At 45.8% G+C, this 15471-nt stretch carries 16 protein-coding genes and 1 pseudogene; 5 read left to right on the top strand and 12 right to left on the bottom strand.

All coding sequences use genetic code 11. The annotated features are described in order from the left end of the window. Positions 1-225 (top strand): annotated as a pseudogene (locus ICN46_RS08375) (hypothetical protein); the annotation flags it as partial. Positions 226-270: 45 nt separating this feature from the next. Here the strand turns inward: ICN46_RS08375 and ICN46_RS08370 are convergent. From ICN46_RS08370 to ICN46_RS08345, 6 genes are all read right to left on the bottom strand, one after another. Further along, entirely contained in the window at positions 271-549 is a 279-nt protein-coding gene (locus ICN46_RS08370) for a type II toxin-antitoxin system RelE/ParE family toxin (RefSeq protein WP_216207267.1), read from the bottom strand. After that, positions 549-758, bottom strand: a complete 210-nt coding sequence (locus tag ICN46_RS08365) for a TA system antitoxin ParD family protein (RefSeq protein WP_216207265.1) — start codon at positions 756-758, stop codon at positions 549-551. The genes ICN46_RS08370 and ICN46_RS08365 overlap by 1 nt, the downstream gene beginning before the upstream one ends. A gap of 194 nt (positions 759-952) precedes the next feature. Continuing rightward, positions 953-1210 carry a hypothetical protein gene (locus ICN46_RS08360; RefSeq protein WP_216207263.1) on the bottom strand — a complete coding sequence of 86 codons (258 nt, stop codon included), beginning with the start codon at positions 1208-1210 and terminating at the stop codon, positions 953-955. A 20-nt stretch (positions 1211-1230) separates the two neighbouring features. Next, entirely contained in the window at positions 1231-1614 is a 384-nt protein-coding gene (locus ICN46_RS08355; RefSeq protein WP_216207260.1) for a translational machinery protein, read from the bottom strand. 103 nt (positions 1615-1717) lie between these two features. Continuing rightward, the gene (locus ICN46_RS08350; RefSeq protein ID WP_216207257.1) at positions 1718-2617 is read right to left on the bottom strand and encodes a pseudouridine synthase; all 900 of its coding nucleotides are present in this window, start codon (positions 2615-2617) and stop codon (positions 1718-1720) included. 13 nt (positions 2618-2630) lie between these two features. After that, on the bottom strand, positions 2631-3239 hold the full coding sequence (locus tag ICN46_RS08345) for a glutathione S-transferase (RefSeq protein WP_216207254.1): 609 nt from the start codon (positions 3237-3239) through the stop codon (positions 2631-2633). Between the two features lie 133 nt (positions 3240-3372). On the opposite strand from ICN46_RS08345, the gene ICN46_RS08340 reads away from it, so the two are divergent. Further along, entirely contained in the window at positions 3373-4419 is a 1047-nt protein-coding gene (locus tag ICN46_RS08340) for an NAD(P)-dependent alcohol dehydrogenase (RefSeq protein WP_216207251.1), read from the top strand. 61 nt (positions 4420-4480) lie between these two features. On the opposite strand, the gene ICN46_RS08335 is transcribed toward ICN46_RS08340, so the two are convergent. The 5 genes from ICN46_RS08335 to ICN46_RS08315 are packed head-to-tail and all read right to left on the bottom strand — an operon-like array spanning position 4481 to position 7362. After that, positions 4481-4696 (bottom strand): hypothetical protein, encoded by a 216-nt coding sequence (locus ICN46_RS08335; protein ID WP_216207248.1) that lies wholly within the window; start codon positions 4694-4696, stop codon positions 4481-4483. Positions 4697-4710: 14 nt separating this feature from the next. Next, positions 4711-5928, bottom strand: coding sequence for a polyhydroxyalkanoate depolymerase (locus ICN46_RS08330; protein ID WP_216207246.1), 1218 nt, complete (start codon positions 5926-5928; stop codon positions 4711-4713). Next, positions 5925-6272 (bottom strand): hypothetical protein, encoded by a 348-nt coding sequence (locus ICN46_RS08325; RefSeq protein WP_216207245.1) that lies wholly within the window; start codon positions 6270-6272, stop codon positions 5925-5927. The genes ICN46_RS08330 and ICN46_RS08325 overlap by 4 nt, the downstream gene beginning before the upstream one ends. After that, a complete protein-coding gene (locus tag ICN46_RS08320) occupies positions 6263-6700 on the bottom strand; it encodes a cupin domain-containing protein (RefSeq protein WP_216860325.1) in 438 nt (145 codons plus the stop codon). Before ICN46_RS08320 ends, ICN46_RS08325 begins: the two co-directional genes overlap by 10 nt. 2 nt (positions 6701-6702) lie before the next feature. Next, on the bottom strand, positions 6703-7362 hold the full coding sequence (locus tag ICN46_RS08315) for a glutathione S-transferase family protein (protein WP_216207242.1): 660 nt from the start codon (positions 7360-7362) through the stop codon (positions 6703-6705). A gap of 172 nt (positions 7363-7534) precedes the next feature. Here ICN46_RS08315 and ICN46_RS08310 point away from each other — a divergent pair, with 172 nt between their 5' ends. The 3 genes from ICN46_RS08310 to ICN46_RS08300 are packed head-to-tail and all read left to right on the top strand — an operon-like array spanning position 7535 to position 14535. Further along, positions 7535-10981 (top strand): transglutaminase family protein, encoded by a 3447-nt coding sequence (locus tag ICN46_RS08310; RefSeq protein ID WP_216207239.1) that lies wholly within the window; start codon positions 7535-7537, stop codon positions 10979-10981. Between the two features lie 11 nt (positions 10982-10992). Next, positions 10993-13602 (top strand): circularly permuted type 2 ATP-grasp protein, encoded by a 2610-nt coding sequence (locus ICN46_RS08305; protein WP_216207236.1) that lies wholly within the window; start codon positions 10993-10995, stop codon positions 13600-13602. Between the two features lie 12 nt (positions 13603-13614). Then, positions 13615-14535 (top strand): transglutaminase family protein, encoded by a 921-nt coding sequence (locus ICN46_RS08300; protein WP_216207233.1) that lies wholly within the window; start codon positions 13615-13617, stop codon positions 14533-14535. Positions 14536-14562: 27 nt separating this feature from the next. Here the strand turns inward: ICN46_RS08300 and ICN46_RS08295 are convergent, their stop codons facing one another. Continuing rightward, positions 14563-15369: a universal stress protein gene (locus ICN46_RS08295; protein ID WP_216207232.1), complete on the bottom strand. Its 807-nt coding sequence runs from the start codon at positions 15367-15369 to the stop codon at positions 14563-14565. Positions 15370-15471: the final 102 nt, after the last annotated feature.

The following is a 15471-nucleotide window of genomic DNA, read 5'->3' as shown; positions in this document are numbered from 1 at the left end:
AGCATTGTGAAGCTCACTCAGACCAACCGTGGCATTGCCTATTGGGTAGATGACCTCCTAGCTCTAGATGCCCTCATCTTTCTAGCAAGCTCTATCTTTTCATACCTATCCATTCGAAGCAATTCAAGAAAGGTTTATTTTGAAGATATTGCGGACAAGTTCTTTATGCTCGCATTGCTCTGCATGGGTGCAGCCGTCTTACTGCTGACATATGAAATTGTGTAGGCGGTGCGATGGCTGCATCTGGCCGATTTGAGACGCCAGACCCCCTCAGTCACCCTGCCGCTTCAAGTCTCGATAGAAATTCTCATGAGGCCCAAAGGTCAAAAGCTTAATATTCTCTTCATCCAAAATTCGATAGCCTCGCAAACATAGTTGCTGCGATAGTTTGAATTTGTAAACGCGAACTCCCAGCAAATCTCCAGCCTTCGCCTCCCCAATAGATGGGCTTGAGCTGATCATCTTTACTGCGGCATCTAATTCTGTTTTTTGTGAAGGATGTAGTTTTTTTGTAGCCTTAACAAACGAGGCAGTAACAAGTAAACGCATCAGTTAAACACGTATTCACCGATGACAGGCTCTTGATCTGCTATCAAGATCTCACGAATCATAGAAAACGGTAAGTCTGGGTTTTCTTGGGCAATCTTGCCGATCTGTGACCAGTACTCAATCTGCTTAGGCACTGAGCGATGCTCAATATGGCCATAGACATTAGCCTGTTCAACTAAGGAATCTGATAATTTGACGTTGATCGACATGTGCCTCCCTATTATTTAACTAGGATCCATTATTTATATGCCTCAGATGACTATATCGCCCCATCCACCATGCGGGCAACTGCTAAGCGTTGGAGGTATTGGTCATCAACTTTAATTCAGCGGCGATTTGCAAATCATTTTAAATACCCGAGGGCAACCGAAGTTACCCTTGATTCGAGCCAAAAAGATTTATCTTACTTGCTTAACTTTGCTTCCAATTCCACGGCCAGATCAAGAGCCCCCATATAGCCAGACTTCAGATGGCTAGGTAAATCAGGGTCACCGACCATGGATCCGAGTGTTTCGACTAGGCTGTAGACAATGCCTTTGGCGGCACCTATTGCAATTGTCTTATTACCTACCGCATCATCAATATGATTTACAGCATCCAAAAAATAATCATGGCTTGGCAGTCCATCTGAATCCAGCACCCCTTTGGTTTCTTTAGTCATGTTCGGCATCCTCATTACTCTTAGAGCATTTGATCTACTTTGTAGAAAAACTTGCGCGCGTAAGCCAGAATCTCTTTATCGCTTGGGTGATCCACCGTTTCCACACCAACAATCTTTGCGGCAATTTGCTGGTCGTAGTGATGAGCATGTTTAATCAACTCTAGTTTTGCTGAGCCAGGACCTAGGATCAAAATTTCCTTTGATTCTTTGACAGCCTCAATGACTGAGTGAAGGTATTTTGAATCTAATGCCAACTTACCACTACCAACTTCATTAGCCTTATGGTGTAAATGGGAGTGGGTAGACTTGGTTTTGATGATTTCAGCCTCGCTGGCCTCTTGACTGAGGAACATCACATGCGCCTCTTGGTGGTCAATCCAGATAACTGCGTGATTTAGTGACATATGAACCTTTTTTATTTATTGCTGGTTCTTACACCCTACTCCTATATTCTGCCAATTACAGCATTTCGATGCGAATAAAACGCATATTCAATAGCCTTTTGACCTAGATCAAGCACACCTCCCTTGGGCTCATAAAAGATCTACCCTCACCAGTCACAGGATCTATGAAGGTAATCTGCTTTGCCAAGAGTTGTAGAGGCTTTGAAAAGTCCAAGTCATACTCTTGATAAGGCGTTAGGATTGGGTATATCTGATCATGCTTAATGGGAACGCCTAGCGCATTAAGGTGACACCGTAACTGGTGCTTCTTGCCGGTAATCGGGGTAAGGCGATATTTAGCCCAAGGCTTCATGATCTCAATTAATTCAATATAGGTATTGGCATTAGGTTCACCCTCCACTTCGCACATTTGCAAAAAATGTTCGGACTCTTCTAATCGACTGCAATAGTTCATTGGTAATTTTGCACAGAGCGCTTCTGAGTAAGGCACCACTACCTCATATATTTTAGTAACCACTCGATCTCGGAAGAGATTCTGATAAGCAGATCTCTCATGAGGCTGAATACAAAAAATCACCAGCCCAGCGGTATCTCGATCAATTCGATGTATGGGGCTTAATGTTTGCAAACCTGTTTTTTTCTTAAGACGATTGAGTAAAGTCTGATGCAAATAGAGGCCGCTTGGTGTTACCGGTAAAAAATGCGGTTTATCTGCCACTAAAATATGGTCGTCCTGATATAGGATCTGCTCCTCAAAAGGAATCTGTGGCTCGCGCACTAAGCGCCGAAAATATAGTAAATGAGTATTGGATTGATAAGCATCGCTAGCAGCTAGTGGCTGCCCATCTGCAGTCATCACTAAACCTTCGCTAAAGCGCGCTAACCACTCATCAGCCTCGATATGGGGAAAATGATCCACAAAAAAATCTAAGAGAGTTTCATGAGTGAGATTAGCCGGCAAATACACGCGTGATGCGGAGACGCCTTCAGAATTAACTTGCATGCAATGGCTCCACTTAATCTATCCAGGCTGGATATTGATCCATCACTGAATTAAATAACTCAGATTGAAGATGGTGATCTAGCCATTTTTTAACAGAGGGGAATGGTAAGTCTGCAAACTTTTGTGGACTGACCATTGAAAACTGCCGAATGAATGGAAAAATAGCCACATCCACCCAAGCCATTTTGCTTCCCATTAAAAACTGATTGGATTGCAAGGTAAGTTCCATCGGCTTTAGCATCAACTCAATGGCTTGAGCCAAAACCCCCTCCTGAGCAAGCTCAGGAAATCGATTCGGATACTTATATTGGTCTAATAAGCTTTTGAACGGGCCGTCATTCTTTTCAATCCAAGCTTGGGCCATGCTCTCGTCGACTGCAGCCCACTCATCTGGATCTGACCGAGTCAATGCCCATCGCATGATATCTAAACTTTGCTCCAGGATAAATCCATCAACGCACAATACTGGCACCGTGCCCTTGGGAGATAGTAGCAGCATAGATTGCGGCTTGTTTCTTAATACAATCTCCCTGTGCTCAACTTGGATGCCGGCATATTTCAAGGCCATACGAGCTCTCATTGCATAAGGGCATCTTCGGTAAGAATACAAAATTGGTAGCATGGATTGATTGCCCGAGGGCGCTTTAGTGTCAAGTATATTTACTAACGCATAAATCGATTAAATAGGTAATGGGATACTAAATGAAAAATTCATCTTATTGGTATACCATGGCGACAACCATCAGGAGAGACTCATGCCATTCACATCTAGTTTTGCAGCCCAATCCGCCACATCACCCCTTGCTCCACACCAAATAGATCGTCGAGCACTTGGGCCCAAGGATGTACAAATTGCGATTGAGTATTGCGGCGTATGCCATACCGACATACACCAGTCGAGAAATGATTGGGGTGCAAGCAACTATCCCATTGTTCCCGGACATGAAATCGTTGGCAAGGTCAGTGCGCTAGGCTCCGAGGTTAAACATCTCAAACTAGGGCAACAAGTTGCTGTTGGTTGCTTTGTCGACTCTTGCCATACCTGCTCTTCTTGCAAAGCAGACCTAGAGCAATACTGTCTTAATGGCTTTACGGCGACCTACAATAGCGCAACCAAGGACCCAGGCGGATTTACCTATGGCGGCTATTCGAAAAGCATTGTGGTCGACAAACATTTTGTCTTAACTCTTCCAGATGGACTGGATCCAGCTGGTGCGGCACCACTGCTGTGCGCCGGTATCACTACCTACTCACCATTGCGTCATTGGGATGTAAAACCTGGGATGACCGTTGGCATTATCGGCTTGGGCGGCCTTGGGCACATGGGCGTCAAGCTGTCACATGCCATGGGTGCCAAAACTGTGATGATTACGACCTCTAAAAATAAAGCAGCCGATGCAATGAAGCTTGGGGCCGATGAAGTACTGATCTCTACCGATGCAGCCGCAATGCAGGCAATGGGCAATCAATTTGATTTTTTGCTCAACACTATTCCAGTACCTCATGACTTTAACCACTACATGCCCTTGCTTAAAGTCGACGGCACGATGTGTATCGTAGGTTCTGTTGGACCTACGGCCGAACTCAACACAGGACCGCTCATTTTTGGTCGCAAGAGTGTCGCAGGATCGCTGGTCGGCGGAATCAAAGAAACTCAAGAGATGCTAGAGTTTTGCGCCAAGCACAGTATTGTTTCTGAGATTGAAATTATTAAGATGGAAGAAATTAATCAAGCATATGAGCGCATGCTTAAAAGCGATGTCAAATATCGCTTTGTGATAGATATGAATAGCCTAGGCTAAAAGCCCATTAAAGAGAGTATGGCGGGACCGTAGAGAGTGGATAGACTTGCCCGCCAACTTCTCAGACAGCGATCATGATGTCGCCTAACTCCATCCTTTCCCACCAAATGAACGGCAGAAGATATAGCGGCTCGCCTTGGGATTGCAAAATTTCCAAGGCACCATCAATGGTCTTGTTAGCCTCATACTTACCAGGGATGAGTGGTTTGTAGCCGTTATCAGTTCCATCATTACGACGCATTCTGGCGCTAATGTTTCTAGTGACATAGACTTGCATATATCCTCCGATAGTTAAAGTGCCGACTGAATATGATTGCGAACTACTGGGTAAATTTGGGCTTCCCAGCGCTTCCCATTAAATACGCCATAGTGACCCACACCCGCCTGTAAGTGGTGGGATTTTCTGTATCCCGCTAGTCCACTACACAAGTCTTGTGCCGCTAAGGTTTGACCGATACCACAAATATCATCCCTCTCACCCTCAACGGTCAGTAGGAATGTTTTTTTAATCAACTTGGGATTAACCAGCCGCCCCTGATAAGTTAGTTTGCCATTCGGTAAATCACAGTCCTGAAAGACTTTGCGAATAGTCTCCAAATAGAAAGGGGCAGATAAATCCATAATGGCAAAATACTCTTCATAAAATTCATGAATAGCATCCGCCTTTTCAGTTTCACCGTTCACGCGATACTCATAGAGCTTTCTAAAGGACTCTGCATGGCGGTCGGGGTTCATACTCATAAATGCCATGAGCTGCAAAAATCCAGGGTACACTCGGCGGCCAGTGCCATTAAATTGACTTGGAATCACGCCAATTAATTTCTCTTCAAACCATGAAATAGGTTTGCTGGTAGCAAGTTCATTCACTTTGGTTGGACTCATCCGCACATCAAGAGGGCCAGCCATGAGTGTCATACTTGCTGGCGCATAGGAACTTTTATCCTCGGACATGATGGCAGTAGCAGCCAAACAAGCAACTGTAGGTTGACATACACCCATCAGATGGGTCTCAGGGCCAATGACCTTTAAGAAGTTAATGATGTGCTCTACATAAGAATCAAAATCAAAATCTCCGCAACTTAGAGGGATATCACGGATATTGAGCCAATCCGTGACATACACTTCATGATCCTTTAAGAGCGTTTTAATCGTTCCAGTTAATAGCGTTGCGAAGTGGCCGGACATTGGGGCAACCAATAGAATCTTAGGCTGTCCTTCTATATCTTCCTTTTTAAATCTGACTAAATTACAAAAATGGGTTGAATAAACTAACTCTTCGCGCACTTTTTGCTCCGCCCCAAGAGAATCAATGATCGAATTGATCTTGAAGTCTGGTCTAGCGTGGGTAAATCCCAAAAGTGATATCTGCTCATAATGAGCCGCCAAGCGCTGCATTGGGTTGAGCGAAAAATTACCAAACCAGTTTTTAGAGACACGCTCAGAAGCGCTCGCAAAGAGGCGCACTGGATCATGCAAGTTGGCAAAGGTTTGGTAGGCTCGATACATCATTCAATTTCTCGACTTTCAATGTGGCGTAAGGCGCGCTCTGAATCTTTCAGTGCGGGATCAAAGACTCTACTGAGAGAAACATCATTGGCCACAATGGCAGCAGTTTGGGCTGCTCTTGCCGCCACAATAGAAAGATGCACAAAGCCGGAGACATTAAATGTCTTTAATAAATCTTGAGTACTTTGATCATCAGCATTAATCTCCCCCGACTCCATTCTCTCGAACAGCTTGCGATAGTGTTGACGCATACCATCAACCTCATCTGCCAGGCCAATAATTCTTTGAAAGAGCACAGCAAAATCAGATGCCAAAGGTTTATCCGTTTTGATCTTGGTCATTTCCATGGCGTTACTCCAGGAACGGCTGCTGGGCCTATCTCTACAGGCACGCTACCAAAATCTGCCGGACCAACAATCTCGAGATACTCCATATCAGGCGAGTAATCAAATAAATAATGAACGATGCCTGGCATTTGATGCACTACATCACCCGCTTCCACTAAGGTTGGCTTATCTTCATACATGAAGCGCGCCCAGCCCTTAGTCATAATGACAATCTGAAACTCGGCTACGTGATAATGCCAACCAGTTCCATCCACTGGTGGCTTATTGGCCTTTACCAAATGGGCTATTACTTTTCCACGCGTTGCTTTGGCTATACCCAGATCTCGATAGAGAAAAAAATCTCTGAGTCCACCTGGTAAAAATTGCGTATCGCTAGGTTTTACATGAGAAAAATCAGTATCGCTTTTGAACATCACTGGTGCATTCATGATTAAAACTCCACTTCAAGTTCTTCAATGTCATCGGGTTCTTCAAGGGCGCCCATCACCCATTCCTTCATCTCCGGCATCGCCATGATGTGCTCACAATATTTCTGCGAAGCGGCATCAAGATCAATGCTGTAAGTCAGGAATCTAGTAACGACTGGCGCAAACATCGCATCAGCCAAAGTCGGGGATTTACCAAACAAGAAGGGGCCGCCATAAGTCTTAAGGCAGTCTTGCCAAATCACCAGAATGCGGTTGATATCAATTTGAGCTTTTGACCACACTTTGAATGACTCAAACTTACCCTTGATATTCATCGGCAAGGAAGCCCTCAATGCCGAGAAACCGGAGTGCATTTCTCCACAAATGGATCGGCAATAAGCCCTAGCAACTGGATCGCTTGGCAGTAGATGGGCTTTAGGCTGATGTTCGTTGAGGTACTCTCCGATGGCCAAGGTATCCCAGACCTTGCAGCCTTCATGATCTAAGCGTGGCACCAGAATAGAAGGTGATAGCAAGAGTAACTCAGCACGGTTATCAACATCATCCGGAGCCACTTGCAACTCTTGGAATGGAATGCCAGAGAATTTCAGCATCAACCAACCGCGCAGTGACCATGAAGAGTAGTTTTTGCTACTAATCGTCAGGGTAGTGTTCTTAGACATATCAACTTTCTGTTTAGCTTAACTACAACTTATTCCTTCCAAAACTTAGATATTTATCCTCGTGCCCTATTTCAGCCCAGATTTACCCAAATAAGGGCTTTGACCCCTTTTACGCACTAAATTTGGGCGAAGGGTGGGACTTATTTGGTGCGGAACTCATAGACTTTGAGTCATGTCTATACACGCCGCCCTCCACCACGTCACCGAATATCACTATGACCGTCCAGTTAAGCTGGGACCGCAGGTGGTTCGCCTGCGACCCGCCCCTCACTGTCGCAGTCATATCCTTTCTTACTCTCTCAAGATTGAGCCAGAAGCTCACTTTATTAACTGGCAGCAGGATCCATACGCCAACTATCAGGCTCGCTTGGTATTCCACGAGCCAACGACGCATTTCAAAGTTACGGTTGATTTAGTCACTGAGATGGCGGTCTACAACCCTTTTGATTTCTTTTTAGAGCCAGATGCAGAAAATTACCCCTTCACCTACAACTCTGATCTCAAAAAAGAATTGCGCCCTTATCTAGGCAGAATGCGCAATGCGACTTTAAATAAATACTTCAGAACGATTGATCGTAGCGAAATGCGTACGATTGACTTTCTGGTCAAGCTCAATCAGCAAGTTCAATGTGATATCAACTACACTATTCGCATGGAGCCTGGGGTTCAAACCCCAGATGAGACTTTAGATTTGCGTAGTGGTTCATGCCGTGATTCTGCCTGGTTAATGGTGAACTTATTGCGCCTCTGCGGTCTCGCTGCGCGTTTTGTTTCTGGTTACCTGATTCAGCTTAAGCCGGATGTTAAAGCGCTTGATGGCCCAAGCGGTACTGAAGTAGACTTCACCGACTTACACGCCTGGTGCGAAGTATATTTACCGGGAGCAGGCTGGATTGGTCTTGATCCCACCTCTGGTTTATTTGCTGGCGAAGGTCATATCCCCGTGGCTTGCACGCCCGAACCATCAGGCGCCGCGCCGATTGAAGGCGGCGTAGATGAGTGCGAAGTGGAGTTTGCACACTCCATGGAAGTAACGCGTATTTATGAATCACCACGTGTTACTAAACCCTACACCGATGTCCAATGGCAAGAGATCCTCGAGCTTGGCAACAAGGTTGATCAAGAGCTACAAGATGGAGATGTACGACTCACGATGGGTGGAGAACCCACCTTTGTTTCAATCAATGGTCGTGATGAACGAGAATGGAATGTGGATGCGCTTGGACCCACGAAACGTGCGTATGCGACTGAATTGGTTGATAAGCTTCGCAAAGAATATGGCGATGGTGGCTTCCTCCACTTTGGCCAAGGCAAATGGTATCCAGGCGAGCAATTGCCGCGCTGGGCCTTGTCTATTTATTGGCGGGCAGATGGCAATCCTATTTGGTCAAATCCTGCTTTGTTTTGTAATGAAGCTGACCCCATCAAGTACACCAGCAAAGATGCTGAGAAATTTATTCACACACTCTCTAGAAAATTAGGATTGGCGGACAAATTTATTGAGCCAGCTTATGAGGACGTGTTTTATTACCTCTGGCGAGAATCGAAACTCCCTGTCAACGTTGACCCCTTTAAATCCAATCTTGAAGATGAGATGGAGCGCACACGCCTCAAGCGCGTCTTCACGCAAAAGTTGGATTCTGTCATTGGTTATGTACTGCCGATTGAAGCTGCTCATGGTCAAAACTATCTAGATACCCAATGGAAGACCGGTCCGTGGCTCTACCGTGATGACCGCCTTTATCTGTTACCGGGCGACTCCCCAATGGGTTATCGCTTGCCACTCGACTCCCTCCCATGGGCAAACAAGTCTGACTACCCTTATCTGATTGAAGAGGATCCGTTCGCACCAAGAGCGCCACTGCCTACTAGCACACCAATACGCAGACAATTTCAAGAGTTAGGAACTGGAGGGTCCAGTTCTGGCTCGACTTCAGGATACGACTCTAACCTATCCCATAAGACATCTTCCACAAAGAACACTATTTGGAGTCAGTCACAAGAAGTACGCCATCCACAAAGGCAAGAGTCAGCCGCATGGATTACGAGAACTGCATTGTGTGTTGAAACGCGCGACCCAATGCGCTCGAACGGCCCCAAAGCAGAAACTGAGCATGGCGGGAAAAATGGTGTGCTCTATGTCTTTATGCCACCATTGGCACGCCTTGAGGATTACCTTAATCTCTTGCATGCAGTAGAGACTACCGCTGAAGAATTGCAATTCAAAATTGTTCTCGAAGGCTACCCTCCACCACGCGACCCAAGACTCAAACTCTTGCAAGTAACGCCCGATCCAGGCGTGATCGAAGTCAATATTCATCCAGCGCACAACTGGAGTGAACTAGTTAACCATACTGAGTTTTTATACCAAGCCGCTTTTGAATCACACTTATCCGCAGAAAAATTTATGGCTGATGGGCGACATACAGGCACTGGCGGTGGCAATCACTTTGTGATGGGTGGAGCCACACCAATTGATAGCCCTTTCTTGCGTCGCCCGGAATTATTGGCCAGCTTAATTTTGTATTGGCATAACCACCCTAGCCTGAGCTATTTATTTAGCGGCATGTTTATCGGACCTACCAGTCAAGCACCACGAGTTGATGAGGCTAGAAATGATCAACTCTATGAGTTAGAGATTGCACTTAAAGAGATTCATGAGAATCGCAAGAAGTATGGTCAAAGCATGCCGCCATGGATGGTCGATCGAACCTTGCGTAATATCTTGATTGATGTAACTGGCAACACCCATCGCAGTGAGTTCTGCATCGATAAGATGTACTCACCCGATAGCCAAACAGGTCGCTTAGGCTTGCTAGAATTACGCGCCTTTGAAATGCCGCCACACGCACAAATGAGTATCGTGCAACAACTCTTAATTCGAGCTCTGATTGCGCGGTTCTGGGATGAGCCCTATCTTGCACCGGCAACTCGTTGGGGTACAGAACTACATGACCGCTGCCTATTGCCAACCTTTATCAAGATGGACTTTGCGGATGTCATTGAAGAAATGCAAATGCATGGCTATGCATTTAAGACTGAATGGTTTGATCCCCATTTAGAGTTCCGCTTCCCATTGATTGGTCAGGTGCAAGCTATGGGTACAGAAATTACTTTACGCAATGCACTAGAGCCATGGCATGTGATGGGCGAAGAAAATTCGGCTGGCGGGACAGCTCGCTATGTCGATTCATCTCTAGAGCGAATAGAAATTCGGGTAACAGGCTTAAATCAAAGCCGTTACTCGGTCACCTGCAATGGCGAACCTCTCCCTCTGCAACCAACGGGGATTGCTGGGGAATATATCGCAGGCGTCCGTTATAAAGCTTGGAATCCACCATCAAGCCTGCACCCGAGTATTGGCGTGCATGTTCCGTTAATTTTTGACATTGTCGATACTTGGATGAAGCGCTCTATTGGAGGCTGCCAATATCATGTCGCCCACCCTGGAGGTCGAAACTATGACAACTTCCCAATTAATGCTTTCGAGGCTGAAAGTAGGCGTCTATCTCGCTTCTTCCGGATGGGTCATACCCCCGGGACCATGAAGGATATTCAGCCCAATATTGGCCTGCAAGTGAGTCGTGAATTCCCATTCACACTTGATATGCGTCAATGAGACAATAAGGCGTGGACTCATCGCAAGCCGAACCCTTGAATATTAACTCTGCCTCATCGCTTTTGGATGAGATTGGCAAGCTATCGCCTAAGGCCCAAGATGGCCACTATGACGAATTGCGGGGTAATGCAGAAGATCTACTTACTCATTGGAAAAATTTTTTTGAGCAATTAGAGCCAACGGGACTTGCCGATTTAGATCAACGAACCCAAGAACTAAACCGACAAGTTCGCGACAATGGCATTACCTACAATGTTTATGCCGATGAAAATGGTCCACAAAGACCTTGGTCAGTAGACTTATTCCCGCTCATTATTGCAGCTGATGCTTGGCAAGAAATCGAATCCGGCATTTTGCAACGCGCTCGTTTACTTGAGGCCATCATTACCGATGTCTATGGTCAGCAAAATTTACTTAAAGAAGGTCTGATTCCTCCGGCGCTAGTCCAAGGACATCCTGGATATCTGCGTGCTATGCATGGCGTTAATCCGGCAGGCAATAAGCACCTTCACATCATTGCCTTTGACTTGGCTAGAGCGCCAGATGGAAAGTGGTCAGTCATCTCTCAACGAACCCAGGCACCATCTGGACTTGGCTATTTATTAGAGAACCGTAACTTGATTGCGCGGCAATTTCCCAAGGCGTATGAGTCAATGCGCATTGCACCCTTAGCCAATGCCTATCGGGATCTCGTTGATACTTTGAAATTACAGAGTTCGGCTGGGAGCAATGCACATATCGCCCTGTTAACGCCTGGACCTTATAACGAAACCTACTTCGAACATGCCTACCTTGCGCGCTACTTAGGTCTTACCTTGGTAGAAGGCGGCGATCTTACCGTTCGGGATCAACATCTATTCCTAAAAACAGTACGCGGCTTAGAGCCAGTACATGTTTTATTAAAACGCTTAGATGACGAGTTTTTAGATCCCTTAGAGCTGCGATCGGATTCAACTTTAGGGATACCAGGACTGCTGCAAGCCATTCGGGCAGGTAATGTCATTATGGCCAATGCGCCAGGATCAGCTTTTTTAGAGTCCCCTGCATTATTGGGCTTCTTACCCGGCATCAGTGAATACCTACTGAATGAAAAGATCCAACTTCCAGCGATGGACACTTGGTGGTGCGGTGAGCGAGCAGCATTAGAATCTGCTATACCCAACCTTGGGCATAGTGCCATTAAACCAACCTACCCCCAATCATTTGGACATGAAAATTATGAGTCTGAACTAGGTGGAAGCCTAAGTCAGGCGCAACTCGATGAGTGGGTAGGAAAAATCACGCGTCAGCCAGATGAACACACCGTTCAAACCTATATACCTTTAGCACAGATGCCCACTTGGCTCAATGCTTTTAATATTAACGATGCTTCATTGATTGAGCCGCACTCATACATGTTACGCGTATTTGCCTTAAGTAACGGGGTTGATAAGTGGCAAGTTCTGCCTGGCGGATTAGCGCGCATCTCTACCACTGACTCTGGTATTGCCTCTATGCAAAGAGGCGGTAGTAGTGCCGATGTTTGGGTACAAAGCGCCGCTAGCAATCAAGCGCCTGATTTCACACCTCAGCAAACTCAAAATACAAAATATGCAGGGCGAAAACGCTTAGTTACCAGCCGCGCCGCTGAAAATCTCTACTGGTTCGGACGCTACACGGAACGCAGTGAAAATATTTTGCGCCTTGCAAAACTTTATCTCGAAAACATTAATAGCGACTACACGCCTTCAAAAGCCCTGTGGACCTGGCTCGAGAGTCTATGCGAGCAATATGGACTCGTTCCCGATGGTGTTCCCACCAACTTTGACCACGATGAAGTGCGCCACAGAATTTACGAGAGAACCCTCATTGATAGCTTAAATAGTCTTGATCATGCTACCAGTGTTGGCTTCAATCTTAGCGCCATGAAGCGCACTGCATCGAATGTCAGGGAGCGCCTCTCCCCTGAACAATGGAGTACTATCAACCACTGTATTGATAACTTTCAGGCTGATTATCATAAAGCCACCGCCTACCAAGACTTTTCATCTTCACTTGCCATTGATGCACTCACCCGGGCTAGTCAGGCACTTGCAGCTGTTACTGGGGCCCAGACTGATCGCATGACGCGTGATGATGGCTGGCAGTTACTGGCGATTGGCCGACATATTGAGCGCCTCTCCTTTCTAACCTCTGCACTCGATATGGCAATTACCTCTAGCCTATTATTTAATCCTCATATTGACGACTCTGGCTATATTGCCCTGTTGACGCTTTTTGATAGCACTATTACCTTTCATGCGCAGCATCAACAGAGCCGTGAAATTGGTGCCCTAGTAGACCTACTTGTCATGGACGATGAAAATCCTCGCTCCTTAGCCTGGGTAAGCAAGGCCTTAAGATCCAGACTCTCAAAACTGGCTGGTACCGAGCGCAATGCTCCCGACGAACTCACGCGTAGCGTTACCAATCTCCAAGATTACTCTTTAGACCTTCTCATCACTATTAACCAGAATAATGAGTTACAAAACCTCAGAAATTGTCTGGCAAATTGTTCGCAGGCGGCATGGAATGTTTCTGATGAAATCAGCGCCCGTTATTTCAACTTGATTCATCACAATGAATATAGTGTTCAGACTTAAGGTGCTGTAAACATGCTGCTTGAGATCATTCACGACACTCACTATTCCTACGATCCTAATGTCGAGATCGCGCAGCACTATGCGCACCTCAAACCAGCGATTACAGGTACACAAGTCGTGATTAACTCGAACGTTGTCATTGAGCCAAAACCTGCTTGGCAAGAAGAACGTGTCGATAGTTATGGCAATATTTGCACTTTCTTCTCTCTAGAAAATCGCCATAGTGAGCTATTGATTTCTGCAAAGTCTGTAGTGGAGACTAAGCAAAATCCACAGATAGGTCCTGCACCATTGGAAACTCCTCACTGGGAAGATGTCCGTGAGTATTTTCGATATCACTCCAAAACACATTGGGACCCCGCTTCAGAATTTTTGTTCATCTCACCATTTGTAACTTTACGGCAAGAGTTCATTGACTTTTCCAGAGTTAATTTTGCGAGTAATAGACCAATTTTAGAAGCTGCCATTGAACTCACTGAGCGTATATATAAGGAATTTCATTACGTCAGTAAAAGCACGGATATCGATACTCCAGCTCATGAAGCGCTCGCCAAACGTGAGGGCGTCTGCCAAGATTTTGCGCACATCCTCATTGCATCATTAAGGAGCATTGGTCTGCCAGCGAAATACATTAGCGGGTACATCCTGACTAACCCTCCCCCAGGTCAACCCCGTCTCATTGGCAGCGATGCCTCGCATGCCTGGGTCTCCATCTATATTCCCCTGAGAGACTCCGATGGCAATCTATCTCAAGGGGTATGGTGTGATCTTGATCCAACTAATAATCGCTGGGGTTATGGATCTCCCGGTGAAGACTATATCCACTTAGCGCAAGGCAGGGATTATTCGGATGTATCGCCAGTACGTGGAGTGATTCATGGTGGTGCCGATCACATCATGAAGGTAGCGGTTACGGTTCAGCCGACTGAATAAAACAACCAGCCAAACCAATAGGATATTTTAGCTAGACATCAGCACTGGCAGAACCATTGTTTTCAATATATGGCGAGTACCTGCACCCCTACTCATCAATGGAAATCCAAAGTGACTATGCGCCCCCATCACCAAGAGATCAGCGCCTTGATCGCAAGCATTATTAAGCAGCATATCCATGATGCCTATATTTTCGATTGCCATGACTTCCAACTTCGAAGCAATTTCATGACATGCGAGTTGGATGGCAATTTCCTTGCAGGATTTTTCTGCTCTTGAAACGCTTGAGTCAAACGACAATATGATTGCCTCTTCACAACCCACTATTAATGGCAAAGCATCATTTAAAGCATGGGCAGCCTCACGGGAGGCATTCCATGCAATCAATGGTCGCTTAAATTCACATGAAAAATTTCCAACATATGGAATCACAAGCACTGGGCGACCAGAAGTACTGAGCACCTCATCAACCAACTCAGCAGGAGTAACAGTATTGACTGATTCATCATGCTGCCCCATGATTACCAAGTCGAAATAACGCGCTTTTTCAGAAATCAATGCCAACATTTCTGAATCATCTCCGCTATTAATATCAATCCATTCTGACCTCAGCCCTTTAGTCGCCTGTTCAAATGCTTTTTTACTCGCCTGCCCTGCTGCAAGATGCTCGTCAGAGGGCCATGTAGAAATAAGTCCACTGCCCTTGTAATTGGCGCGCTGACCAAATACACCAACCAATCTAGCGCTATTCTTTTTTGCCAAAGAGATGGCAATCTCCAGGCGAACCGTTGATCGAGACCCTTGATCTAAGTGCACCATTAAATTCTTCAACATCACAATACCCCTGCATTTAAGTATGAGACTTCATTATGCTGAGGACTTAAATCTTCTTCTTGATCTATATCAAACGAAGATCAGGGATGCTTTAAAACACCT

Source organism: Polynucleobacter sp. Latsch14-2, assembly GCF_018881925.1.
In the GTDB taxonomy this organism is placed as follows: domain Bacteria; phylum Pseudomonadota; class Gammaproteobacteria; order Burkholderiales; family Burkholderiaceae; genus Polynucleobacter.
The sequence above is the reverse complement of the archived record's forward strand: the minus strand, read 5'-3'. Positions and strand labels throughout refer to the sequence as shown.

Coding starts and splice junctions, on each gene's coding strand:
- ICN46_RS08325 (WP_216207245.1), bottom strand. CDS start 6,272: ATGGAAATGACCAAGATCAAAACGGATAAACCTTTGGCATCTGATTTT.
- ICN46_RS08315 (WP_216207242.1), bottom strand. CDS start 7,362: ATGTCTAAGAACACTACCCTGACGATTAGTAGCAAAAACTACTCTTCA.
- ICN46_RS08340 (WP_216207251.1), top strand. CDS start 3,373: ATGCCATTCACATCTAGTTTTGCAGCCCAATCCGCCACATCACCCCTT.
- ICN46_RS08295 (WP_216207232.1), bottom strand. CDS start 15,369: ATGTTGAAGAATTTAATGGTGCACTTAGATCAAGGGTCTCGATCAACG.
- ICN46_RS08300 (WP_216207233.1), top strand. CDS start 13,615: ATGCTGCTTGAGATCATTCACGACACTCACTATTCCTACGATCCTAAT.
- ICN46_RS08320 (WP_216860325.1), bottom strand. CDS start 6,700: ATGAATGCACCAGTGATGTTCAAAAGCGATACTGATTTTTCTCATGTA.
- ICN46_RS08350 (WP_216207257.1), bottom strand. CDS start 2,617: ATGCAAGTTAATTCTGAAGGCGTCTCCGCATCACGCGTGTATTTGCCG.
- ICN46_RS08310 (WP_216207239.1), top strand. CDS start 7,535: ATGTCTATACACGCCGCCCTCCACCACGTCACCGAATATCACTATGAC.
- ICN46_RS08330 (WP_216207246.1), bottom strand. CDS start 5,928: ATGATGTATCGAGCCTACCAAACCTTTGCCAACTTGCATGATCCAGTG.
- ICN46_RS08355 (WP_216207260.1), bottom strand. CDS start 1,614: ATGTCACTAAATCACGCAGTTATCTGGATTGACCACCAAGAGGCGCAT.
- ICN46_RS08335 (WP_216207248.1), bottom strand. CDS start 4,696: ATGCAAGTCTATGTCACTAGAAACATTAGCGCCAGAATGCGTCGTAAT.
- ICN46_RS08345 (WP_216207254.1), bottom strand. CDS start 3,239: ATGCTACCAATTTTGTATTCTTACCGAAGATGCCCTTATGCAATGAGA.
- ICN46_RS08360 (WP_216207263.1), bottom strand. CDS start 1,210: ATGACTAAAGAAACCAAAGGGGTGCTGGATTCAGATGGACTGCCAAGC.
- ICN46_RS08370 (WP_216207267.1), bottom strand. CDS start 549: ATGCGTTTACTTGTTACTGCCTCGTTTGTTAAGGCTACAAAAAAACTA.
- ICN46_RS08365 (WP_216207265.1), bottom strand. CDS start 758: ATGTCGATCAACGTCAAATTATCAGATTCCTTAGTTGAACAGGCTAAT.